Origin of the sequence: Campylobacter sp. 19-13652 (assembly GCF_019702925.1) — a bacterium.
Taxonomy (GTDB): Bacteria; Campylobacterota; Campylobacteria; order Campylobacterales; family Campylobacteraceae; genus Campylobacter_A.
In genome coordinates this window covers 156,658-180,078 of the sequence record NZ_AP024713.1, presented here as the reverse complement: position 1 = coordinate 180,078, position 23,421 = coordinate 156,658, and the positions used below count along the sequence as shown (strand labels likewise).

General features: G+C 43.7%; 20 protein-coding genes. 7 read left to right on the top strand and 13 right to left on the bottom strand.

All coding sequences use genetic code 11. The features are described from left to right. Window positions 1-6 precede the first annotated feature (6 nt). Window positions 7-1,974: a hypothetical protein gene (locus tag LBC_RS00810; RefSeq protein WP_221254242.1), complete on the top strand. Its 1,968-nt coding sequence runs from the start codon at window positions 7-9 to the stop codon at window positions 1,972-1,974. A 390-nt stretch (window positions 1,975-2,364) separates the two neighbouring features. Next, entirely contained in the window at window positions 2,365-2,571 is a 207-nt protein-coding gene (locus LBC_RS00805) for a hypothetical protein (RefSeq protein WP_221254241.1), read from the top strand. 151 nt (window positions 2,572-2,722) lie between these two features. Here the strand turns inward: LBC_RS00805 and hchA are convergent, their stop codons facing one another. The 8 genes from hchA to fabZ form a co-directional block, all read right to left on the bottom strand. After that, window positions 2,723-3,562, bottom strand: coding sequence for a glyoxalase III HchA (hchA, locus tag LBC_RS00800; RefSeq protein WP_221254240.1), 840 nt, complete (start codon window positions 3,560-3,562; stop codon window positions 2,723-2,725). Window positions 3,563-4,380: 818 nt separating this feature from the next. Beyond that, the gene (carB, locus tag LBC_RS00795; protein ID WP_221254239.1) at window positions 4,381-7,644 is read right to left on the bottom strand and encodes a carbamoyl-phosphate synthase large subunit; all 3,264 of its coding nucleotides are present in this window, start codon (window positions 7,642-7,644) and stop codon (window positions 4,381-4,383) included. Beyond that, window positions 7,644-8,399, bottom strand: coding sequence for a rod shape-determining protein MreC (gene mreC / locus LBC_RS00790; RefSeq protein WP_221254238.1), 756 nt, complete (start codon window positions 8,397-8,399; stop codon window positions 7,644-7,646). Before mreC ends, carB begins: the two co-directional genes overlap by 1 nt. Next, window positions 8,389-9,426, bottom strand: coding sequence for a rod shape-determining protein (locus tag LBC_RS00785; RefSeq protein WP_221254237.1), 1,038 nt, complete (start codon window positions 9,424-9,426; stop codon window positions 8,389-8,391). The genes mreC and LBC_RS00785 overlap by 11 nt, the downstream gene beginning before the upstream one ends. Further along, window positions 9,423-10,679 (bottom strand): ATP-dependent Clp protease ATP-binding subunit ClpX, encoded by a 1,257-nt coding sequence (gene clpX / locus LBC_RS00780; protein ID WP_221254236.1) that lies wholly within the window; start codon window positions 10,677-10,679, stop codon window positions 9,423-9,425. The genes LBC_RS00785 and clpX overlap by 4 nt, the downstream gene beginning before the upstream one ends. Beyond that, window positions 10,672-11,454, bottom strand: coding sequence for an acyl-ACP--UDP-N-acetylglucosamine O-acyltransferase (lpxA, locus tag LBC_RS00775; protein WP_221254235.1), 783 nt, complete (start codon window positions 11,452-11,454; stop codon window positions 10,672-10,674). Before lpxA ends, clpX begins: the two co-directional genes overlap by 8 nt. Before the next feature lies 1 nt (window position 11,455). Then, complete coding sequence (locus tag LBC_RS08980) at window positions 11,456-11,578, bottom strand: hypothetical protein (protein ID WP_260173417.1); 123 nt, start codon at window positions 11,576-11,578, stop codon at window positions 11,456-11,458. A gap of 11 nt (window positions 11,579-11,589) precedes the next feature. Beyond that, window positions 11,590-12,039 carry a 3-hydroxyacyl-ACP dehydratase FabZ gene (gene fabZ / locus LBC_RS00770; protein WP_221254234.1) on the bottom strand — a complete coding sequence of 150 codons (450 nt, stop codon included), beginning with the start codon at window positions 12,037-12,039 and terminating at the stop codon, window positions 11,590-11,592. A gap of 151 nt (window positions 12,040-12,190) precedes the next feature. On the opposite strand from fabZ, the gene LBC_RS00765 reads away from it, so the two are divergent. Continuing rightward, window positions 12,191-13,486: a coproporphyrinogen III oxidase family protein gene (locus tag LBC_RS00765; RefSeq protein WP_221254233.1), complete on the top strand. Its 1,296-nt coding sequence runs from the start codon at window positions 12,191-12,193 to the stop codon at window positions 13,484-13,486. Between the two features lie 333 nt (window positions 13,487-13,819). Here LBC_RS00765 and LBC_RS00760 read toward each other — a convergent pair whose 3' ends face one another. Beyond that, entirely contained in the window at window positions 13,820-14,389 is a 570-nt protein-coding gene (locus LBC_RS00760; RefSeq protein ID WP_221254232.1) for a tetratricopeptide repeat protein, read from the bottom strand. Window positions 14,390-14,745: 356 nt separating this feature from the next. Here LBC_RS00760 and LBC_RS00755 point away from each other — a divergent pair, with 356 nt between their 5' ends. Continuing rightward, on the top strand, window positions 14,746-15,297 hold the full coding sequence (locus LBC_RS00755; RefSeq protein WP_221254231.1) for a DJ-1/PfpI family protein: 552 nt from the start codon (window positions 14,746-14,748) through the stop codon (window positions 15,295-15,297). A gap of 840 nt (window positions 15,298-16,137) precedes the next feature. Continuing rightward, window positions 16,138-17,259 (top strand): histidinol-phosphate transaminase, encoded by a 1,122-nt coding sequence (locus LBC_RS00750; protein ID WP_221254230.1) that lies wholly within the window; start codon window positions 16,138-16,140, stop codon window positions 17,257-17,259. Window positions 17,260-17,581: 322 nt separating this feature from the next. On the opposite strand, the gene LBC_RS00745 is transcribed toward LBC_RS00750, so the two are convergent. The 4 genes from LBC_RS00745 to LBC_RS00730 all read right to left on the bottom strand — a co-directional run bounded on the left by LBC_RS00745 (window position 17,582) and on the right by LBC_RS00730 (window position 21,272). Next, window positions 17,582-18,577 carry an iron-sulfur cluster assembly scaffold protein gene (locus LBC_RS00745; protein WP_221254229.1) on the bottom strand — a complete coding sequence of 332 codons (996 nt, stop codon included), beginning with the start codon at window positions 18,575-18,577 and terminating at the stop codon, window positions 17,582-17,584. A gap of 9 nt (window positions 18,578-18,586) precedes the next feature. Next, the gene (locus tag LBC_RS00740) at window positions 18,587-19,570 is read right to left on the bottom strand and encodes an NADP-dependent oxidoreductase (RefSeq protein WP_221254228.1); all 984 of its coding nucleotides are present in this window, start codon (window positions 19,568-19,570) and stop codon (window positions 18,587-18,589) included. A 9-nt stretch (window positions 19,571-19,579) separates the two neighbouring features. Next, window positions 19,580-20,770, bottom strand: coding sequence for a NifS family cysteine desulfurase (locus LBC_RS00735; protein WP_221254227.1), 1,191 nt, complete (start codon window positions 20,768-20,770; stop codon window positions 19,580-19,582). Between the two features lie 274 nt (window positions 20,771-21,044). Further along, window positions 21,045-21,272, bottom strand: coding sequence for a hypothetical protein (locus tag LBC_RS00730; RefSeq protein ID WP_221254226.1), 228 nt, complete (start codon window positions 21,270-21,272; stop codon window positions 21,045-21,047). 127 nt (window positions 21,273-21,399) lie between these two features. Here LBC_RS00730 and LBC_RS00725 point away from each other — a divergent pair, with 127 nt between their 5' ends. Both LBC_RS00725 and LBC_RS00720 read left to right on the top strand, forming a co-directional pair. Continuing rightward, complete coding sequence (locus LBC_RS00725) at window positions 21,400-23,085, top strand: carbon starvation protein A (protein ID WP_221254225.1); 1,686 nt, start codon at window positions 21,400-21,402, stop codon at window positions 23,083-23,085. A gap of 61 nt (window positions 23,086-23,146) precedes the next feature. After that, window positions 23,147-23,413 (top strand): cory-CC-star protein, encoded by a 267-nt coding sequence (locus tag LBC_RS00720; RefSeq protein WP_260173416.1) that lies wholly within the window; start codon window positions 23,147-23,149, stop codon window positions 23,411-23,413. Window positions 23,414-23,421 lie beyond the last annotated feature (8 nt).

Below are 23,421 nucleotides of genomic sequence, written 5' to 3'. Positions count from 1 at the left end.
GTCAAAATGGATAAAATAGCGACACCCTCATATCGTCTTTTAAATATCAATCCAACTGAAATTTTAAAGCAGCCAAGCACCCAAAATATAGAGCAATCAAAGCCAAAAGAGATAAAAATAGTTAAAATAAACGGCATAAGTATGACGGAGCTTGGTCTAAAGCAAAAGCAAGAAAACCTAATAAAACTAGCTAAAGGTCTACTGCAAAATGCGCAAACCGCCACTATAGACCGCTCGCAAATACACTACATAACGCACCCTGAGATAGACACTAGCCCAATTGAACATAACAAAGACACTATATATATAGCATTTAGCGAGCACAGCTACACAAAGCATCTAGAAGCACAAGGCAAAGATATAAAGTTTGTTACCAGCTTAAGAGAAAATAGAGAATTACTACAAGATGAGTTTTTGGGTGTTAAAGGCTCGGTGTTTAGCCAGAGCTCTCCTACATACGTAATACCAAATGAGTTTAATCCGACATATTTTAGTCTAAAAAACTTTTACGATAAAGACAACCCTAGAGACATAGGTAAAACTAGAATAGAAGTCCCTCGCCAGCAAGTAGGCTACATCGATACAAAGGTGCTAAATTTAAACACCTATGCAAAAGACAGCTATCTACTCACCCCACAAGGCGAGGTAAAAGTATACCTTGACCTATATGATGATGAAGACATCATGAGCGAAGTGGGGCAAAATTTCAAACTCTTTAACCTAGACAGCAACCGCGACGGCTTGCTTGATACAAATGATGAGCTTTTTGACAAGCTAAAGGTACGCGGATACGACAAAAACGGCAACGAAAACACCCTAAAACTAAGCGATGTAATAGGTGCGATTGACTTGACTAAGTTTATAAATAAAGAGATAAAAAACCACTCAAAACAGATAATGTCAACCGCAGGAGAAGATAACTGGATGTATACAGAATACGTCAATATCGATGATGAGCGCATACTTAATCGAGCAAGCGACCCATATACTGAATTTGACGCAAAATACCGCTATAAAAAGCTAGATAATCAAGAGATAAAGAGCTTTTTTGAAAGTTATGCTAATGCTGATGGCTGGGTGGATTTAAGGACAAATAATGCTTTGATTTTTAACGAAAAAAATGGCATAAAAAACTTTGCTTACACAAAAATGGGTCTTGATAACAAACCTCGCCTTGAGGAGTTTAATCCGTTTTACCAAAGAAAATATGTAGAACAAAGGCAAACCGTAGGCTCGCAAATGAGCTATACGGAGTATCAAAAGCTAAATTTTAGGCAGTTTTACAACGATTACATGCAGGAAAAGGCACGATATCAAGGCGTGGTAGAGGAGCTATCAAAGCAGATGAGGGATTTTGAGGTGCCAGAGGCGCAAAAATACATAACACTCCTAGAAAAAACGACCTCAGTCCGTCTAAAAACGATGCAAAATGAATTTGAAAAAGCGGCTGGAGTAAACTTTAGCGAGACAAATCTAAAGCTAGTTGAGGATAGGTTTAGATTTATGCCTGATAAAATGGCGCAAATGATGAAAGACACCGATAGCGTCGTGGCTATGCGGCTAAATAAAAGTGGCTCTATTACGCTTAAATTTGATAGCGGCAGAGAGATTGAGGTACGTGAGCTTTACACCGACACTGGCAAGCTAAACAATCTCACAAAAGACGGACGGCGCGCTAGCCTTAACCTAAAAATAGGCGAGCTAAATAATGACGAGATAAAAGAGCTTGATTTTGACACGCTAGGAATAAAGCTTGATGGCGAGATAGTAAGCCTAAAAGAGCTTGGCACAAAGGCGGTGCAAAACTACTTCAAAAAGGGCTTTTTAATCAGCCTTTTTAACGGCGATAAAATCACTGCAAGGGAGATTTACACGCTAAATTATGTTGATGATTTTTTAAAGCGTGAGGATAAAAAGCAGACAAATAAAAGTGAGGAGATACGCTTTTACAGAAAGCTTGATATGGCTATTTAGACTTTGTGGTGGTAAATTTAACAGATAGGTGCAGTGGGCTATAAATTTTAAGCTTATGACGGTAAGCCTAGAGGCTTATAAAATAACTCTTGCTGCTAGCTAATATACCTAAGTCATGCATAGAAAACTCCGTAAAACTCTCAATATTAAGTGCGAGTAAAAAGCGGAATGTTAAACTTATCACTATTATCAGGCTGAGTAAAAACGCAAGCCTAGCCAGTTGTGGCTTAGCCATCGCTCATATCTCAGGGCGACTTGCTAACATCACAGTTTATTTAGTAAAACGAAAGCCTCTTTAAAACCTGTGGCTAAATATCGTTTAAAAAAGCTTTGCTCACTTAAGGCACAGTTCGCATGAAACCTCATATGAAGGATTAATACAGCAACTGCTTGCTGCACGTATTAATAAAAGGCTCAGCAAAGCTAAACTCTCCGATTTACGCTAAGCCCTGCTCTATGGAAGCGCTAAAAATCGCGCCAACAAACACTAGAGCAAAATTAATGACACTAAGCTTGTACTGGAGATTAAAATTTATAATAGTAGGATTATTCTTTAAAAGCCTAAATTTAAACTCCGCTATATTTTACGTGTATTAAAGCCTGTTAACACATTAAGTAAATTTTAACCCAGCACAAAACAGCACCCAGCCTTAAAAAATGCCTTTTCAAGGCTGGATTGGTTAATAAATTTAAACCAAAAATAGGCAAAATCAAAGCTCGTAAAAGCTAGACTAAAATCGCCAAATCCCTACGCAAACGTAGCAAGAAGCTCCTGTGCAGCAAGCTTACCAAGAGCGTTACTAGCTAGCGGACTATCGCCTGTTAAAAGCTTTCTGTCTTTATGTACCGCGCCCTTTATATCGCTATTTAGCACCTTTGCACCAAGCGCACGAAGTCGTTCTGGCACAAAATAAGGCAGCCCACCAGGAGTATAACCAATCTCAACCAAAGCAGCGTCAAACTCACCATCAGGAAATGCCACCATCTCATAACCTTTAAAGGCAAACTCACCATTAGCCGCAGTAGCCAAAAACGCGACTGGTCCGTGGCATATCGCGATGACGTGACGGTCATTTTTCATCGCCCAATTTAGCGCATTTGCAACGTCCGCACTCTCAGGCACACCAGCCATAGCGCCGTGTCCGCCAGGGACGAAAACCGCCGCATAATCTGATGCGTCAAGGTCAATCTCGCTAAGCTTTAGTGGGCTTTTTAGCTCTTTTTTATAGCGTTCAAAAAGCCCCTTAACAGCCTCATCATCGCTAGGCATAGCCCAAAACTCAAACTTCACAGGCGCACCGCTAATCGTGGCAAAATCCACCTCAAAGCCAGCCTCAACTAGATGTAAAAGCGGCACAAGTGTCTCGACAGGATGATTACCTGTGGAAAAAAACGTGCCATTTTTCATCAGCAAATATCGCTCCTCGGTCATTATCGCAAGCACCTTTTTGCCGCTTACTTTGCGCTCATATTTGCTACCGTCATAATCGGTCTTTGGCGCAGTAAACTGCGAAAGTGAAAACTCTGACGGGAAAAATGCGTTATCCTCCGCCACATCTACTACTGGTTTTTTGCTTAGTTCGCTCATAATTTCTCCTTAATTTTTAAATTTGTGTAATTACAATTATATAATAAAAAATTAAATAAATTTTTATCATTAATACTGTGCTAATTTCATACTCCGTAAACAAGAATGCAGGAGTAGCGTCTGTCTCGTGGAAAATGCAAATTTAAAGGCAAGCTACTGACAAATTCAGTCTCGCCGTAAAAAGGTTAAAACTTGCGGTAGCGAGAAATTAAATTTAAAAAAGCAAAATCAATGAGACAAAGTCCCTTGCCACAAAGAACGGCAAATTCAACAAGCCAGGAACACAAGAGTACGAAAATCGTGAGATGAATTCAGTAAGCCAATAGCCTAAGCAAAGCAAAAACGTGAGGCGACGCATGCTAGACGGCGCGCCAGAAAGGCGCAGTGTGCTTTAGATGAGTCAATGGAGTATAGCCCCTGCCTCAAAGTGAAACTTGACTTCGCTGCGAAGTAAGGAAATTTAAAAAATACGAGCATCGTAAGATGAAATTTTACAAACTGGAAGCTGGCGAGCATTAGAAAAGGCAGCGATGGACGAAACATACTAAAGTATGTAAGCGACGAAATTTGTGAAAAGACGCACGAGGCGAGCTCGTCTGCCAAATTTAAGTAAATTCAACAAGACAGGAGTGTAAAAATGCGAGAATTGTGAGATGATTTTTTGCAAACTGAGAGCTGGCGAGCAAAGCGAAGGCAGCGATGGGCGAAGCATACTAATAGTATGTGAGCCCCAAAGTTTGTAAAAAATGGCTCACGAGGCGAGCTGGCTAGAATAAGGCAAGCAAGCGAAGCGAGCTGCCGCCCCAAAGCCAAAAATTTTATCTTAAGCTTAGATACTCCTGCAGGCTTCCTACTGAATTTACTTCGCTTTTTTGCATTGCGCTGATTGAGCGGATTGCCACGCTTGCGGCTCGCAAGTTCGTAAAATACGGCACTTTTAGCCGCAGGACTAGCTGGCGAATTTTCGCTCCGTCGCTGGCGCTGCTTTTGGCGTCGCTGGTGTTTATAACTAGAGCGATTTGGCGATTTTTTAGAGCGTCCTCGACATTTGGGCGGGCTTCGCTGATTTTATACACTGCCTCGCACTCAATGCCAGCGGCTTTTAAGGCCTTGTGCGTGCCACCAGTGGCGACTAGGCTAAAGCCAAGGCTAGAAAGCTCACGAGCAAGCGCAATGCCTGCGATTTTATCAGCGTCAGCCAAGGTTAGCAGCACCTTGCCCTCCTTTGGCAGGGCGTTTTGGCTTGCGATTTGAGCCTTTGCAAAGCTAAGCTCAAAGCTCTTGCTAATGCCCATCACCTCGCCTGTGCTTTTCATCTCTGGGCTTAGGATAGGGTCAGCCCCACTTAGCTTATTAAACGGAAAGACACTCTCTTTTACGCAGATGTAGGGCTTTTGCGTGGTAGTTAAAATGCCGTCGTTTCGCTCGTAAAGCACGCCGTAGGTGTCGTAAAATTTAATCGCCTCTTTTAGCCCGCCCTGCCACATTACACGAGTGGCGATTTTAGCCATCGCTAGCCCTATTGCCTTGCTGACAAACGGCACGGTGCGGCTTGCACGTGGATTTACTTCGATGATATATAGCTCGTTTTCATAAATGGCATACTGGATATTCATAAGCCCCACGACGCCCAGATTTAGGGCGATTTCTTTGGTGCAGGTGTAAATTTGCTCGATTAAATCGTCGCTTAAATTTAAAGGCGGCAGGATTGAGGCTGAGTCGCCGCTGTGTATGCCTGCTTCTTCGATATGCTCCATTATCGCCCCCACAAAGACGTCCTTGCCGTCGCTGATGGCGTCAACGTCTAACTCCGTAGCGTCTTGGAGAAATTTATCAATCAGCACTGGGGAGTTGTGGCTCACGCTTACAGCTTCGCTCATATACTCACGCAGCTCACTCTCGCTATAAACTCGACGCATAGCCCGTCCGCCTAGCACGTAGCTAGGTCGCACTAGCACTGGATAGCCGATGGCGGCGGCTTTTATGACGGCTTCGGCTTCGCTTGTGGCAGTGGCGTTTTGTGGCTGCTTGACGTTTATGGCACAGATAAATTCGCTAAATTTCTTTCTATCCTCTGCCACGTCAATAACGCGCGCACTTGTGCCTATGATTTTTGCGCCCATTGCGGTGAGCTTCTTAGCGTATTTTAGCGGGGTCTGTCCGCCAAAATGGACTATGACGCCATCAGGCCTCTCTCGCTCAATCACCGCTCGCAAATGCTCAAAATCTATCGGCTCAAAATATAGCACGTCGCTGGTGTCATAATCGGTGCTGACGGTTTCTGGGTTGCAGTTATACATTATGCTTTTTACGCCCATATCACGCAGCGCAAAGCTCGCCTGCACGCAGCAGTAGTCAAACTCTATGCCCTGTCCTATGCGGTTTGGGCCGCCGCCGATTATTAGCACGCTTTTGCCCTGCTTGCTCGTGCTTGGCTGGGCTATAGGCGTGGGCGATGTGCTTGAGTAAAGATATGGCGTAAGGGCGGCAAACTCCCCAGCGCAGGTATCTACCTCCCTAAAATCCGCACTCACGCCAAGCTCTTTTCTGGCGTAATAGACGTCATTTTGCGTGCTGCCTAAGCCGTCGTTTAAATTTATCAGATAAGCTATCATCTCATCGCTAAAGCCCATAACCTTGGCTCGTCTCATTAGCTCGGCGTCGTTTAGGATGTCCATATTTATGCGTGCTTCAAATTCGACTATCTCTTTGATTTGGCTTAAAAACCACGGATCCACGCCGCTTAGCTCGTGGATCTGCTCCACGCTCATACCCTCCCTAAAGGCCTGGGCGATTATTAAAATCCGCTTTTCATTTGCGTTTCTAAGTCCGTGGATTATCTCATCTTGGCTTAGGCTTAGGTGGTTAAAGCCAAAATAATCACGCTCTAAGCTGCAAAGCGCCTTTTGCACGCTCTCTTTAAAGCTAGCGCCAATCGCCATTACTTCGCCTACGCTTTTCATCGCAGTCCCCAGCCGCTCATCGACGCCTTTAAATTTCTCAAAGGTAAAGCGTGGAATTTTTGTAACGATATAATCAATCACTGGCTCAAAGCTAGCTGGCGTGCCTGTGATGTCGTTTTTTATCTCATCCAGGCTAAAGCCCACAGCTAGCAGGGTGGCGACTTTGGCGATGGGGTAGCCTGTGGCCTTGCTGGCTAGGGCGGAGCTGCGGCTAACTCGTGGATTCATCTCAATAATTGTCATTCGTCCGTTTTTTGGATTTATGGCAAACTGCACGTTGCTGCCGCCTGTATCGACGCCTATTTCTCGCAGCACCGCAAAGGAGGCATCACGCATTGCTTGATACTCTTTATCAGTTAGCGTGAGCGCTGGTGCTATGGTGATACTATCGCCTGTATGCACGCCCATAGGGTCAAAGTTTTCAATCGAGCAGACGATTATGCAGTTATCATTATAGTCCCTAATAACCTCCATCTCATACTCTTTCCAGCCTAGCAAGCTTTCTTCGATTAGGATTTCGTCTATTGGGCTTGCCTCAATGCCAGCTGCGGCTATCTCGCGAAACTCATCGATATTATACGCCACGCCGCTACCGCCTCCGCCTAAGGTAAAGCTAGCACGAATTATAAGCGGAAAGCCTATCTCATCGGCTGCCTTTAAGGCCTCGTCCATAGTGTAGGCATAAGCCGAGCGTGGCAAGTCCATACCGATTTTTATCATCGCCTCTTTAAAAGCAACTCTATCCTCGCCCTTTTTTATCGCTTCTGGGTTAGCGCCTATAAATTTAACCGCCCCAAGCTCGCCACTTTCATAAAGCTGCATAGCCACGTTTAGTGCCACCTGTCCGCCCATAGTGGGCAGTATCGCATCGACGTGCTCTTTTTTGATGATGTTTAAAATGCTCTCTTTTGTGATTGGCTCGATGTAGGTAGCGTCCGCAAAGTCTGGGTCAGTCATAATGGTAGCTGGGTTTGAGTTTATAAGCACCACTCGGTAACCTAGCTCTTTTAGGGTCTTTGCCGCCTGCGTGCCAGAGTAGTCAAACTCACAAGCCTGCCCTATGACTATTGGCCCTGAGCCTATTAGTAAAATGGTGTTAATGTCGGTGCGTTTAGGCATTATCTTTCCTTTGTTATTACGTATAAATATGACGGTGCAAAAAGGTCATTATAGGGCTTTAATAAAGCTTCTTGATAGGAGTTTTCGTCTGTTACTTTTACTACTTGTCCCACTGGTACACCTGTGAAAAATATCCCGTCAAGCCCACTTGTATAAACCTCATCTCCTTGCTTTACATCAAGCCATTTTGGGATAAATTTAACCACAACCCCACTTCTATTTCCGCTTGCTACGCCTGGCACTCTGTTTTTTCCTATATAAACAGAAAAGGAGCTTTTTGGGTCATTTTGCAAAATAGCCAGCGGTCTGCCGTCTTTTTCTATGGCTATGCCGAGAGTTTTACCGTCACTTATAAGCCCATAAATTTTATCCGAGCTAAAACCTCTAAAAATCTCAAGCCATAGCTTTGTGTAATCGCTAATGCTAGCATATCCTAGCACCCTGCTTAACGTTACTTCTGGCTTAAATTCGCTTTGGGTATTTGCGGCGATTAGGTTATTTAGCTCTGTGGCAAATGTACCCAAAAGCTCACTATCTCGCTCTAACTCGGCATTCTTAGCCTCAAGCTGAGCTATATGCTCTGCTTGATAAAAGTGCTGTTTTAAAGTGTTGGCCACCTTATGACTGGCGCTATCCCAAAGCCCGAGCACATATCCACTAAATCCAGTGGCTACTGCTGTGGTGGTTGAGTTTAACCAAATCGAGCCAGCACAAAGTATGGCAAAAAGCAATAAAACATAAAATTTAGTCTTCATTACTTAGTTGCTGAAGCAGTCCTATCTCCTCTAATGCCTTGCCAGTGCCACGTGCAACAGCAAGCAGCGGCTCATCGGCTATAAAAACAGGCAGTTTAACTATGTCAGAAAGATACTTATCTAGCCCACGGATTAGCGCTCCGCCACCTGTTAGGACTATGCCGTTTTCTACTATGTCGCCAGCTAGATCAGGCGGCATCATCTCAAGCACGGTTTTTAGAGCGTCTGCTATCTCTTTTAGTGGCTCACGCATAGCTTCACGCACATCATCGCTGGTTAGCTCTATACGGCTTAAAAGCCCACTTACCTGATCTCGTCCCTTTACCACTATGCTTAGCTCCTCAGGCAGAGCGATAGCTGAGCCTACGCTGATTTTTATCTCCTCGCCAGTTCGTTCGCCGATTAGCAGATTATATTTTTCTTTTATGTAATTAACTATTGAGTTATCGATTTTATCGCCTGCGGTGCGTATGCTTTTGCTAATGACAAGTCCGCCAAGGCTAACAACACCTATCTCAGTCGTGCCACCGCCTATATCCACAACAAGGCTGCCCTGCGGTTCACGCACAGGTAAATTTGCTCCGATAGCCGCCGCCATTGGTTCTTCGATTAAAAACACCTCTCTTGCCCCAGCTGAGAGAGCGCTCTCTCTAACGGCCTTTCGCTCGACTTGCGTAAGCCCATATGGCACGCTAATAATTATGCGAGGACGGACAAAGCTTTTTCTTTTGTGAGTCTTTTCTATAAAATAGCGTATCATCTTTTCAGTCATATCAAAGTCCGCTATGACGCCATCTTTCATAGGGCGTATTGCCTCAATATCACCTGGGGTCTTGCCTACCATCTCCTTAGCTGCATGTCCGACGGCTAAAATTCTCTGCTTACCATATTTTTCACGCTGGACTGCGACCACGCTTGGTTCGTTTATAATTATACCCTTATCCTTTACTAGCACGAGGGTGTTTGCCGTGCCCAAATCAATACCCATATCACTAGAAAAAAATCCCACAAGCTGGTCTAATATCATATCTGTCCTTTTGCATTTTGTTTTAAAATTTTTACTGGCTCGCTCTCATCGCCTTTTACAAACTCAGGCGTAATAATAATCTCATAGCCACGCAGGTTCGGTAGCTCATACATAGTATCCATCATAACGCTTTCCATTATGCTACGAAGTCCACGTGCGCCAGTTTTGCGCTTTAGAGCAAGGCTTGCTATCTCACGCAGCGCCTCATCATCAAACTTAAGCACCACATCATCAATAGCAAAGAGCTTTTCATACTGTTTTACGAGTGAGTTTTTCGGCTCTTTTAAAATTCTTACCATATCATTTTCATTGATTTCATTTAGTGTAGCCACGACATGAAGGCGCCCTATTAGCTCTGGGATTAGCCCATAGTGGACTAAATCCTCTGTCTCAAGCAGGCTAAGCAGATCATCTCTTTCGTCTTTGCCGCGCTTTTCTTGATTAAAACCTAATACGTTTTTGCCTACACGGCGTTCTATTATATCAAGCAGCCCATCAAACGCTCCACCACAGACAAATAAAATATTGCTCGTATCTATCTGGATGAAATTCTCATTAGGATGCTTGCGACCACCCTTTGCGGAGATATTTACCACGCTGCCTTCTATGATTTTTAGCAAGGCCTGCTGCACGCCCTCACCGCTGACATCACGAGTTATAGAGCGGTTTTCGCTCATTCTTGCGATTTTATCTATCTCATCGACAAAGACTATCCCACGCTGGGCTTTTTCGACATCGCCGCCTGCTGCTTGATAAAGGCGAGTTAGGATATTTTCGACATCCTCACCCACGTAGCCAGCTTCTGTTAGGCTTGTAGCGTCGCAGATTGCAATAGGCACGTCGAGGAATTTAGCCAGCGTTTGCGCCATTAGGGTTTTACCGCTACCTGTTGGGCCAACGAGCAGGATATTTGACTTTGCTAGCTCTGTGTCATCATCTGCTAAATCATGGCGAAAAATTCTTTTATAATGGTTATAAACCCCCACGCTAAAGACCTTTTTGGCTCTGTCTTGACCTATAACATATCCGTCAAGCACCTCTTTTAGCTTTGCTGGCGTAAAGTGCGCATACTCTATCTCTTTAGCATTTTCATCAGCCCCAAAAGACTCGCTAGCTCCGCGGTATTCGCCATTAAAAATTTTATTCGCCTCACGCGCACATTCGTTGCAGATAAACTCAGCTCCATCTCTACCAGCTAAAAGCTTGCGCGTAGCACTCTCTTCGCGACCGCAAAAACTGCACCTATTAGCCATTATCCCTCCCCTTAAGCGGTATCCCCCGCGTCGTATTTAATATAAATTCACACATCTTTTTTACGTTTATGTCATCTGTTAGATTAAGTAGTTCACTGGCCTGTTCTTTTAAGATGCCCTGCTTAAACAAAAATCTATAAGCCCCAAGCAGGCTATCTATTTGCTCTCTATCAAAGCGGCGGCGAAGTCCGACTAAATTTAATCCCCGCACGTAAGCTCGGTTGCCTTCAGCTAGGCAAAATGGTGGCACGTCCTGACTTAACGCAGACGCTCCTGCTATCATACAACCCTCGCCCACTTTTACAAACTGATGTATAGGCGTCAGACCGCCTACGACACTAAAATCGCCAATCTCGACGTGTCCAGCTAGGGTAGCATTATTTGCCAAAATCACGCTATTTCCCAGCCTGCAATCATGCGCAACGTGACAGTAGGCCATAATAAAAGCGTCATCGCCTATGCGAGTGTGTCCGTCGCCTTTGTTTGAGCCTGAATTTATAGTCGCAAACTCCCTAATGCTCGCTCTTTTACCTATGCGAAGTGCGCTAAAATCCCCAGATTTAAAGCTCACGTCCTGCGGTATGTCACCAAGAATGGCGTAGCTATAAATTTTGCTATCCTCTCCTATGTGCGTATCGCCAAGCACCCTAGCACCCTGCTTTATCACGCATCTATCGCCTATTACAGCGTCCTTGCTAATAAAGGCAAAATCCTCTACAACCACGCCCTCTCCAAGCTGTGCTCCAGCTTCTATAATCGCCGTTTTTGCTATCATTTTACTTCTCGCTAAAATTTAGCCCTAGCCTAGAGTGCAGACGCATATCGCACGCACTAAAAGCCATAAGACTCGCAGGCTTGCTAGATAGGCTTAGCAAGCAAAAATTTAATGTTTTTTTCATAGTCCTAACACTCACTTATCCACTATCATCGCTTTTAGCTCGGCTTCGGCCACTAGTTTATCATCTACATAGGCTTTGCCGTCTAGCACCCATACATTGCCCTTGTGTTTTAGCACGCTTAGATGATACTCCAGTCTATCGCCTGGGCGGACTGGATGGCGAAACTTTGCCCTGTCGATACTCATAAAATAAACGACCTTGTTCTCTGCCGCGTCTGCCTTGCCCTCTTCACTCATTGAGTTAAATGCTAGCACGCCGCCAGCTTGCGCCATGCCCTCAATTATCATCACTCCAGGATATATCGGATGTCCTGGGAAATGCCCCTGAAATATCGGCTCGCCTATGGTTACATTTTTATAGGCTACGATGTGCTTGCTAGGCTCTAGCTCGACTACTCTATCGATGAGTAAAAACGGGTATCTGTGTGGGAGAATTTTTTGGATTTGCATTACGTCTATCATCTATCGCCTTTTTGGTAATTTTCGCAAGATTTTACTATAAATTTACTAAGATAAAGATTATGTTTGTTTTCTTAGAAAATTTTTAAAAAAATTTGTTAAATTTAATAAAACTTTAGATATTATTAGCCAAAAATTTACAAGGTATTATATAGTGTTATTTAGCAATCAGATAGAAAAAGTCGCTACAAAATACGCCGAGCACTCTATGCGCAACGCTCTGAAAAAAAATTTCAAGCTCGAAGTTTTAGCTAGTGAGTTTAAAAAAATCCCCCAAGCAGGGCGTGAGTATATGCTCTATATCCACGTGCCGTTTTGCCACACCTTTTGTCCTTACTGCTCATTTCACAAGTACCAGTATGACGAAGATAGAGCAAGGGCCTATTTTGCTAGCTTAAAGCAAGAGCTTTTGATGCTAAAAGAAGCTGGCTACGACTTTAAGACCCTTTACATCGGCGGCGGTACTACGCTAATAAATGAAGGCGAGCTAGAAAAGACCCTGCGATATATAAAAGATGAGTTTAGCGTTACTCAAGTATCAGCCGAGACCGACCCCAGCCACATAAAGCCAGAGCAGCTACAGCGCTTTAAGGGGCTAATAGATCGCCTAAGTGTGGGGGTGCAGAGCTTTAATGATGAGACGCTAAAGCGGGTAGCAAGATATGATAAATTTGGCTCAGCTAGCGTGATTAGACAGCGTATAGAGCAGGCTTTGGGGATATTTCCTGAGCTTAGCGTTGATCTGATTTTTAACCTACCAAAGCAGAGTGCAGACGAGCTAAGGCACGATATAGAAGTGGTAAAGCAAAGTGGCGCTCAGCAAGTAACCTTTTATCCGCTTATGCGCTCAAATATCACGACAAAGGCGATAGAGCGTAGTCTGGGTGCGAAGATGAAGGACAATGAGAGAGAGTATTATGACATCATCTGCGAGCAAATGTCTGGCTATGAGCGTACAAATGCGTGGGCGTTTGCCCTTCGCCCTTCAAAGCTAAAAGACGAGTACGTGGGCGCTGGAGTGGATTTTATAGGCGCTGGAAGTGGGGCATTTAGCTTTAGCGAAGGGGCACTTTTGGTAAATGCTTTTGATCTTGAAGAGTACACTCGCAGGGTGAGCGAGAGAAAAAGCACCGTGCTAGCGCGCTGTGAATTTGCGCCACGTGATAGGGTGCGGTATCGCTTTGTTACAGCGCTTTTTGATGGGGCGATAGATGTGGATAAATTTAATGCGCATAACGCCTGTAACCTGCTAAGCTATATGGCAAAAGAGCTTAGTATGCTGCGTCTTGCTGGGGCGGTTAGCATTAGGGCTGGGCGAGTGGAGCCGACACATTTTGGCAGGTATTTAAGCCTAGTGATGATGAGAGAGTTTTATAGCGGTATGGATAGGGTACGAGCCGCCTTTAGGGATAAAAAAGTGCCAGAAATAGGGCTACAAAAGATATTTTAGGTGGGTAAATTTATTCTAGCTTATTAATCCGCATATCTTGATTTTTCATTAAAATTCCTAAGACAAAGGGCTTTTAGCAACATGATTAAATTAAACCTAAATAATTTTTGTAGTTTTAAGTGTAGATAAGCACCATTTTTACAATTTTAAATATGCAAAACTAAAGCTCGGTTTTTGCTTAAACCCTACTTATAAATCCTATACTCAATAAAAAAGTTTTCACCACAAGGACACAAAAGCTGCAAAAAGCCAAAAAGCAGAATTTGTGCCTTTTTTGAGCATTAAATAAATTTTACTATATTATGCTATTTTAAGTACCAGCTAAGCATATATTTAAAATCCACAAACCGCAGAAAATCCGAGCTCGCACGCTTTTTCATAATACTCTCTAGCCTTTGTGATGTTCCCCATATTATGAAAAATCAAACCAATCGACGCACAACCAGCACCATAACCGTTATCACAAGCTTTAGCATAAAGCTTTTTCGCTTTTGCTACGTCCTTTTTTACGCCTTCGCCCTTTTCATAAAGCATGCCCAAAACAGCACAAGACTGAAAGTGTGGCTCTTTTTTATTCTCGCAAGCTAGCTTAAAATACCTAGCCGCTTCTTTTTTATTTTTCTTAAATGGATGACCTTCATAATAGCCCATGCCTGCGTTATGACAATTTACTGCATAGACATCATTTGGGGCTAAATCGCATGCTTTTTTACTAAATTTAAAAAACTTTTTCTCGTCGGCTATACTTTGGTCATTTTGATAAAGCTCTGCTGCAAGCGAGCACATATTAGCATCTCCATTATCACAGGCTTTGCTTAAATTAGCCATAAAATTTACACCATCATTGGCACCACTAGCTAGTGAGCATACCGCCAAAATAGCGAGCAAAAATAACTTTTTCATAATTTTTCCTTTTTTGGTAAAATTTATATTAGGTATTCTACCCCCCCCCCTATCTTAAAAAATACTTAATGAAATTTTTACAATTTTTAAAGAAACTAAAAGAAAAGTTAAGATAAAATAAACATATTTTAAATACAAAAGGAGGCAATATGGTCGTAGAGAGCCCAATCTTAACCCAAAATCTACAAAGCCGCAATTTGCGAATGTATTGCCTAAACTCTGCTAAAAATCTGCGGCAAAACAGCCGATAAATTTAAAATCCAAAGCAAGCAAAATAGAATGTATTAGGCTTTTAATAGAGCGTAGCAAAATAGTCCACCCAAAAAGTGCGAAAAATGTCTATAAAAGGAGATTTTATGATAGTAAATGCACTTATTTATGATGAATTTTTAGAGCTTGATCTATTTGGAGCCCTTGCTATTTTTAAAAACCTAGACGCAAAAATATCCTACCTAAGCCTAAATGGTGGCGAGATAAGCGGTGCAAGCAGTGCGACCCTGCTAAGTCAAAAAGCAGAGGCTAATAGCGGCGATGTGCTGCTAGTCCCTGGCGGGGCTGGAGCTAGAAAGGTGATAGATGATGAGCGTTTTATAGGGCTTTTAAAGGGGCTTTGCAAGACGCACACATACGTGCTAAGCGTCTGTACAGGTGGCGCACTTTTAGCTCGTGCTGGACTGCTAAGCGGCAAAAGTGCTAGCACAAACCACGCCGCCTTTGAGTGGGTTAAGTCGCAAGATAGGAGTATAAAACTAAGCAGGGCAAGATATAGCAAGGACGGGAAGTATTATACTAGTGCTGGGGTGAGTGCAGGGATAGATATGACGCTAAAATTTGTAAGAGACGCCTTAGGCGATGAGTGTGCTAGGGATATGGCACGCAAGATAGAGTGGCAAAATGAGAGCTTTTAGGCTTGGGTAATTTGCGATTTGCTCTAACACAAGCTAAAAAATACTAAGCATATTAAAAAGCTCTTTTAAAAATTGTGTTGCTTTGGCTTGCAAAATTAAAGCCATAATGCAAACTGCACCACATATATGAGCGGCTAAGCCATCGCTCGCATTGCTTTGTAATATGCTTGCTTGCTCGCTTACAGTGCAGGAGCCACGAAGTGGCTTAGCAGGGCAACTGCTTGCTATGCGCGCATAAAGTGAAAACAAGCGAAGCGCAGTTTCTGTGAAAACGAAGTTTCTTTAAAACAAGACGAAGTCGCAGTTTCTTTAAAACAAGCGAAGCGAAGTTTCTAGGCTAGCGAAGCTGAACTAGAGATGTTGGCGAGTATATCACAGGGCGATACGAGCCGCAAAAAAGCAGCCGTCGTCCTAAGTCCGTAGGACTTGCCGAAGCTCCCCAGATTTTTGCGCTGAGTTTTGCAAAAATGCTAAAAATCGTGCAGACATCTGTGGTGGTCATGCTTAATGGTGCTGCCACAGGAGCGTTGGCAGGCGTGAGCCTAGCAAGCCACTGCTAGTCTTGCGTGCCATAAGTGAGAACAAAGTTTCTAGGTGAAGCGAAGTGGAACTAGATGTTGGCGGGTATATCACAGGGCGATACGAGCCGCATTAGGTAGTAGCGTATGCTTTGCCTAGGATAGAAAACAACACAATTATTGAAAGAGTTAATTAAAAAAGGAGATTTTATGATGAGTGTTATGCGGCAAAAATGAGCTTAAAGCTGTAAATGCGGACTTTGGGGGGGGGCTTTAAAGCGCCCATAAACCACTAAAAAATAAATTTAAAAAGGATAAAAAAATGCAAAGAAGAGAAATTTTAAAACTAATATCAGCTACAACACTTCTAGCTGGTACAAATCTGGCTGCAAAAAGTGAGCCAAGTGCGCAGTATCCGCTACTGCTAAACTACAATGAAAACGCCATTGGCATGAGCGAAAGCTCAAAAAGAGCTATCAGCCAAAGTCTAAGTATCGGCTCTCGCTACCCAGACGCACAGCAAGAAAAACTAACAGAGCAAATCGCCACCGCCTTTAAGCTAGCGCCAGAGAATGTCGGCATAGGTAGTGGCTCGTCGCAAAATATCCAGTCCATAATCCTAGCCCTAGCCCAAAGAGCCAAAAGCCAGGGCTTACCAATCCAACTCATCGCGCCAAATCCGACCTTTAACTACGCCGAGCGCTACGCAAAAAGCGTGGGTGTCCCAGTCGTGCTAGTGGGGCTTAAAGATGATTTAAGTTTTGATATTGAAGCGATGAAAAAGGCCGCAGCTGGCTTTAATGGGCTTAGCGTGTATTATGTCTGCAATCCAAACAACCCAACCGCAATGCTAACACCATCAAGCGTACTAAATGAGTGGATAAAGAGAGAAAGTGATAAATTTTTCTTAGTCGATGAGGCGTATGCCGAGCTGGTAAATGATCCAAGCTTTATCTCTGCTATATCATTACTGCAGGAAAAGGTTAAGAATTTAGCTGTAGTTAGGACGTTTTCAAAGCTATATGCCCTAGCTGGACAGCGTGTGGGCTACTGCCTATCTAGCGCGGAAAATATAGAGGAGTTTAATAAATTTTTATCATTTGACAATGCAAATCTAGCTGGGCTTGTGGCCGCTAGCGCAGTCTTTGCGGACGAGGAATTTAAATCCTACAGCCTAAAAAGCATAAATCTCTCAAGGCAAATCGTAACCGAAGCGCTTGATAAACTGGGGCTTAGCTACGCAGACTCGCAGGCAAATTTCATCTTTCACAAAGTGGGCGCTGACACAAGAGAGTACGCCAAAAATATGAAAGCTCGTGGCATTTACGTGGGTAGGCCGTTTGCTCCGTTTTTTAACTACAACCGCCTAAGCCTAGGCACTCCAGAGCAGATGAAAGAGTTTGTAAAAGTGCTATTTGAGTTTAGAAAGCAAGGACTTGTGTAGCTTTTTAAATTGATGACTTTTGATTTTGGGGTTTACAAAGCCCCAAAAACTTTAACCTAGCTTTTAAATTTAAATCCACGCAATACTTTCATCAAAATAAAAATACCCAAGATCTAATCCTCTGCCATAGGCTTAGATTCTCTAGTGGATAATAAAGATAAGGTATAGCATTTAAATTTTAAAGCCTTATTTTAGCGCGCTTAAAAGGATTGAGTTTTAAGTGCAAACAAATCCTCCCATTTTAACACTCAAATTTAAAATTTATCATAATCCAAAAACCAAGCCAGCCCAAAAATGGGCTAGCAAAAATGGGGGGGGGTGGTTACAGCGGTAAGACTCTGATATTTGGGCTTAGATTTTCTTGTAGCACTGCCTCGATAGCATAAAGCGTGCCAGTGCTACCGCTCGCACAGCCGCTGCAAGCGCCCAGATAGCGTATGTAGATGTCGATTTTGCCGTCTTTTTCGTCCTTTTTGATGTCTAGGATCTCCATATTTCCGCCGTCCATTGCCAGCATAGGGCGAATTTCCGCATCAATCACCGCCTCAACAGCCTTTAGCTGCCCCACCACGCTCATCTCGTCAAAGCCCTGCTCGCCGCTTAGAGCCGCTACCCTAGCCGCAGCCTGCTCCTTGGCCGCATCAGCCTCCATCTCAGCCCTAGTATCACGAAGTATATCGACTAAATAATACTCCTTCTCCTCGTGTCCGCCAGGCTTGACGCAGCTTTTACAAAACGCCCCAGCCTTGGTGTAAGCGGTGATCTCCTCGACCGATTTTAGATCATTTAGCTTGATGACCTCTTTTATCGTGCCAAGACTTACACGTGCGCACTCGCAGACTATTATCTCATCTTCAAAATGCTCTGGATCCACGCCCTTATACTGCGCCGCAGCGGCCTTAATCACGTCATAAGCCATAACAGAACAGTGCATTTTTTGCGGTGGGACAGCTGGGGTGTCTGGATTATCCCGCATAGCCCTTTCGACATCTAAATTTGTTATTTTTACCGCCTCATCGACCTTTTTGCCAATACAAAGCTCAGCCATAGTATCAGAACTAGCTATCGCCGTGCCACAGCCAAAGCTTTTAAATTTAGCCTCGATTATAGTATCTGTAGCCTCATCAACTAGCCAGTAAAGCCGCACCGCATCGCCGCAGCTTTCCGCGCCAAAGTCAGCCACGATAAGCTTTGCGCCCTTAGCCTTAGCCTCCTCTTCGGTGATTTCGCCCATATAAAGGGGATTATTCATCCTATCTTGCACTTTTTGTGAATACTCATCCCAAATCGAGCCACTTATTAGATTGTTTTTTGCCATTTTTTCTCCTTACGATATTTTTATTAGCACTTTGCCATTTGTTGCGCCATTTGCGACCTTTTGCAGTGCCAAATTTGCCTCATTAAGGCTAAAGATTTCATCTATTTTTGGTTTAAATTTAAACTTTTCTAAAATCCTAGCCGCCTTTAAAAGCTCATCCCCATCAGCGCGCACAAAGACAAAGCCATATCTTACTCCACGCCTTTTTGCCGCCATATCAAGCCCACATCCAGTCAGAGCAAAAAGCGCTCTTTTGGCAAATCCAAAGCCCATTTTGCGCGCAAAGGCCAGATTTGGCATATCTTTTAAGCTCACAAGCGCACCGCCTGGCTTTAAAAGCGCAAGCTGTCTTTTTGCCTGCGCTATCGTATCTATGACGTAATCGACCTTCTCAATGCCCAAATAATCCTGCTTTTTATAGTCTATAAAGCAGTCAGCCCCAAGCGATAAAAGCGTCTGTTTTGCCCTTTCATTTCCGCTAGCGCACACCCATAAGCCCATAGCCTTTGCCAAAGCCACCGCCACAAGCCCAAAGCCACCACTCGCACCAGAGATAAAAAGCCTACCCCCAGCCACCACGCCAAGCTCGCTAAAAGCCTGCATAGCCGTAAGCGCAGCCAAAGGCAAGCAAGCAGCCTGCTCGTCGCTAAAGCCGTCTGGCACAAGTGCTAGCGTATCGGCCCTAAGAGCGGCAAATTCGCAAAATGTGCCTATTTGATCAAAATCAACTCTACCAAAGACCCTATCGCCAGCCTTTAGCCCGCTCACGCCCTCGCCCACTTGCCAGACTATGCCGACAAGCTCATTGCCAGCTATTAGCGGAGTGTGGTATGGCAGCACGAGTCTAAGCTTGCCCTGACTTATCATATTATCAAGCGGATTTACGCCAGCATAAAGCAGCCGCACCAGCACCTCGCCACTACCTACCTGTGGCTGTGCTAGCTCTAAAATTTCCAGCTTTTTGCCGTATTTTTGTAAAACTGCCGCTTTCAAATTTAAACCCTACAGGCCGCTTTTATGCCACTGCGGAGCGTAGGCAAAGGTACTTGAGATAGCTCTCAATCGCTCGGTCGCTTTTTTGATATGCTCGATGGCGTAGTCTATCTCCTCCTCGGTGTTAAAGCGGCTTAGGCTTAGGCGAAGTGCCGTGTGAGCCAGGTCGCTATCAGCGCCGATTGCCTCCATTATAGGGTTGCTCTCAAGAGCTTCACTAGCACAGGCTGAGCCAGTTGAGGCGGCTATGCCAGCTTTGTTTAAATCCCACAGCATCGCCTCGCCCTCGACGCCCTTAATCGAAGCTAAGATGGTGTTTGGCACTCTATTTTCGCGGCTTCCCACGACTGTTACATCTGGGATTTGCAGTAGCGCGTCCTCTAGCTTGTCCCTTAAGCGGCGCACGTGAGAGTTTTCATAATCCATAAATTTATTCGCTAGACTTAACGCCTCTGCCATGCCCACGATCCCTGCTACATCAAGCGTTCCGCTCCTACGTCCACCCATCTGCTCACCACCGTGAAGCAGGCTCGTAAGGCTTTGTCCATCTTTTATATATAGCCCGCCAACGCCTTTTGGTCCGTGGAATTTATGCGCTGAAAAACTTAAAAAATCAACGCCCAAATCCTGCACGTCGACTTTAATTTTACCCACTGCTTGCACCGCATCTGTGTGAAAGAGCGCGCCGTATTCGTGGGCTATGGCAGCTAATTCTTTGATAGGAAAAATCATTCCAGTTTCGTTATTTGCCATCATGATTGAAACAAGCGCCACATCATCGCTCATCGCTTCACGTAACTGCTGCGGAGTAACAACGCCCTCACTGTTTACATCAAGCACCGTTAGCTCCACGCCTAAATCTTTTAAAAACTCACAGGTCATAATTACAGCTGGATGTTCTACTGCGGTCGTGATGACGCGCTTTTTATCACCCTTTGCTATGCGGTCAAAATACACGCCCTTTACCACCCAGTTATTGCTCTCAGTGGCGCAGCTTGTTACGATTATGTCGTCGCTGTCTTTTGCATTTAGCCCAGAATAAAGCTCATCAAGCGCCTTTCTTAGGGCTGGGTGAGTTTCTGAACCAAAAGAGTGCAGGGAGTTTGGATTACCGTATTTTTCTGTTAAAAACGGCTGCATCGCCTTGTATGCTTCAGGGTCTAGCATGGTCGTTGCGTTATTGTCTAAATATACTTTCAATGTCTTGCCTTTAATTAGGATAAAGTTTATCCGCTTAAGTTTTCTTGCAATATTATAGCAAAAAGGATAAATTTCAGATTAAAATTTATGAATAATTTTTCAATTTATGGCTGTTTTTGATATTAAATTAAAATAATAACTTTTATCAAAATATCCAAAATTACGCACTTTAGTGGCTTTAGACCGATTTTATAATATCAAAAAGCCATAAAATTTAAGGCTTTAAAAATATTATCGTAAAGATAAATTTAAAGCCTTTTACTTAATTTTTGCTTTAGCCGATAGTGCATTTTGGCTTAAAAACAGCCTTTATAAATATGCCGACTATCGACAAAATCGCAAATATACAGCATAAAAACACAGCCAACATAGCAAAAATTTTTACCATTTCAAGCGGGAAAGAATAAAGCGAAAGTGGGTCTATATAATCCACCAAAAACCAGCACCCAATCCCCACTAGCAAAGACGCCATTAGAGAATAAAGATTAAAAAATTTACACATTTAAACTCCTTGTAACAAATTTACATAACTTAATGTTTTAATTAGTTAAAAAATGTAATTTTATCTTAAACTAAATAAAAAGAATATATAATAATCTTAAATACAATCTTATTTGAAAGGATTAATTATGAACGCCGTATGGCTTATGTTAATCGGCTTTGCAGCTTTTGCATTTGGCTGGTTTGTTTACTCGCGCTTTTATGCGTCAAAGGTACTAGAGCTTGATGATAAATTCGTCACTCCAGCGCACGAATTTAGAGACGAGGTCGACTTTGTACCAGCAAATAAATTTGTCCTTTGGGGACATCACTTCACTGCTGTAGCGGGTGCTGCACCTATCGTGGGTCCAGCTATTGCAGTGCAGTGGGGATGGCTTCCAGCGTTTTTATGGGTGGTTATAGGCACTATCGCTTTTGCAGGCATACACGATATGAGCGCACTTTGGGCATCTGTGCGGAATGAGGGTAAGAGTATCGGTACAATCTGTACTCGCTTTGTAGGTAGCAAGGTAGGACAGCTATTTATGGTCGTGATTTTCCTTGTGCTTTTAATGGTAAATGGCGCATTTGGCGTAATCATAGCAAAAGAGAGTGTCGAACAAGCCACGACTATAATACCAGCGTGGGGTGCGGTGGCGATTGCGCTTATTATGGGGCAGTGCATATACAAGCTCAAGCTTCCTTTAATCCCTGTAACAATAGTTGCGGTAATCGCTCTTTACGCACTTGTGCCACTTGGTGTAGCAGTGCCAGTAAGCCTACCTGATAGCCTTTTTGGGCTTAGTCAAAATGCACAGTGGGTTATTATTCTTTATATATACGCTGGTATTGCTTCAATTTTACCAGTTTGGGCACTACTTCAGCCACGTGATTATGTAAATGGCATTCAGCTTTTTGTCGGACTTATCCTGCTTTATGCTAGCATTTTAATAGTAAGCCCAAATATAGCAGCTCCGACATTTATCCCAGCTGTAACAGACACTCCAGGTGGCTGGCATATCATCGTGCCTGTGCTATTTATCACAGTTGCTTGTGGTGCGATTAGCGGCTTTCACGGTATCGTCAGCTCTGGTACGACTTCAAAGCAAGTTGATAAAATGAAAGACGTACGCTTTGTAGGCTATCTAGGCGCTATGGGTGAGGGCAGTCTATCGCTAGCTACTATCATAGCCTGCGTAGCGGGTCTTAGCCTGGTAAACGCAGATCTAAACGTAGCCAGCTGGGCTGAGTTATACAAAGGCGGTGTGGCAAGCTTCGTAAAAGGTGGCGGTGCTATCATCTACGAAGGGCTTGGAATTCCAAAAGAGGCAAGCGCTACCCTGCTATCACTTATGGTTATCCTTTTTGCAGCTACGACTATGGACGCTGGCATCCGATTGCAACGCTACATCATTCAAGAGTGGGGCGATATTTACAATATCAGCTTTTTGCGCGGTAAGGGTATAGCAACCATCGTAGCTGTGGCTACTTCATTTGCTATATCAATAAACGGCGTAAGCGACGGTAAAGTTGCCATTTGGCCACTATTTGGTGCGACAAACCAGCTCCTAGCTAGCCTTACACTAATGGTCGTTGGTGTCATACTACTAAGGTCTCGTAAATTTAGCGGTAGTCTCGTAGCACTTGTGCCGATGAGCTTTATTTTGATTATGAGCTTTTGGGGTGCGCTTATTAAGCTTGGGGACTATTTTAGAGCGGAGAATTACCTGCTAACCGTACTAAACGCTATCGTGATAGTTGTTACCCTGCTTGTGGTGCTTTCAGCACTTAAGGTCATAGGTGAGATTTTAGCAAAGAAAAAAGCTGAGGCTTAATCCTTAGCACTATTAGCCCCATATAATTTGGGGCTAAGATATAAATTTAAAGGAGCGTAGCGTGATAAAAAAGCTAGTACGCTTTAGCAAAGATTTAGAAAAATTCTATGTCGGCATGCATAAAAGCGCCATTTTTAAAGAAAATAGCGAGATTGATGATTTTTTTATGATTATTACTTTTAGCGAGCTTTACGGCATAGAGAATCCCTACTCCCTCTACACTCTTGAGATGCTCCCAGCCCTCATGCCACGCTTTCATAGATGGCACCAAAAAGTGGGACTTAAGCACTCATTTTTTGAAAATTTTCCATGCAGTTGTTGCTGTTAAGGAGCTGA

What these genes read in the sequence shown, in the direction of transcription:
- LBC_RS00810 (WP_221254242.1), top strand. Translation starts at nt 7, where the DNA reads ATGGATAAAATAGCGACACCCTCATATCGTCTTTTAAATATCAATCCA.
- hchA (WP_221254240.1), bottom strand. Translation starts at nt 3,562, where the DNA reads ATGAGCGAACTAAGCAAAAAACCAGTAGTAGATGTGGCGGAGGATAAC.
- carB (WP_221254239.1), bottom strand. Translation starts at nt 7,644, where the DNA reads ATGCCTAAACGCACCGACATTAACACCATTTTACTAATAGGCTCAGGG.
- mreC (WP_221254238.1), bottom strand. Translation starts at nt 8,399, where the DNA reads ATGAAGACTAAATTTTATGTTTTATTGCTTTTTGCCATACTTTGTGCT.
- LBC_RS00785 (WP_221254237.1), bottom strand. Translation starts at nt 9,426, where the DNA reads ATGATATTAGACCAGCTTGTGGGATTTTTTTCTAGTGATATGGGTATT.
- clpX (WP_221254236.1), bottom strand. Translation starts at nt 10,679, where the DNA reads ATGGCTAATAGGTGCAGTTTTTGCGGTCGCGAAGAGAGTGCTACGCGC.
- lpxA (WP_221254235.1), bottom strand. Translation starts at nt 11,454, where the DNA reads ATGATAGCAAAAACGGCGATTATAGAAGCTGGAGCACAGCTTGGAGAG.
- LBC_RS08980 (WP_260173417.1), bottom strand. Translation starts at nt 11,578, where the DNA reads ATGAAAAAAACATTAAATTTTTGCTTGCTAAGCCTATCTAGCAAGCCT.
- fabZ (WP_221254234.1), bottom strand. Translation starts at nt 12,039, where the DNA reads ATGATAGACGTAATGCAAATCCAAAAAATTCTCCCACACAGATACCCG.
- LBC_RS00760 (WP_221254232.1), bottom strand. Translation starts at nt 14,389, where the DNA reads ATGAAAAAGTTATTTTTGCTCGCTATTTTGGCGGTATGCTCACTAGCT.
- LBC_RS00755 (WP_221254231.1), top strand. Translation starts at nt 14,746, where the DNA reads ATGATAGTAAATGCACTTATTTATGATGAATTTTTAGAGCTTGATCTA.
- LBC_RS00750 (WP_221254230.1), top strand. Translation starts at nt 16,138, where the DNA reads ATGCAAAGAAGAGAAATTTTAAAACTAATATCAGCTACAACACTTCTA.
- LBC_RS00745 (WP_221254229.1), bottom strand. Translation starts at nt 18,577, where the DNA reads ATGGCAAAAAACAATCTAATAAGTGGCTCGATTTGGGATGAGTATTCA.
- LBC_RS00730 (WP_221254226.1), bottom strand. Translation starts at nt 21,272, where the DNA reads ATGTGTAAATTTTTTAATCTTTATTCTCTAATGGCGTCTTTGCTAGTG.
- LBC_RS00725 (WP_221254225.1), top strand. Translation starts at nt 21,400, where the DNA reads ATGAACGCCGTATGGCTTATGTTAATCGGCTTTGCAGCTTTTGCATTT.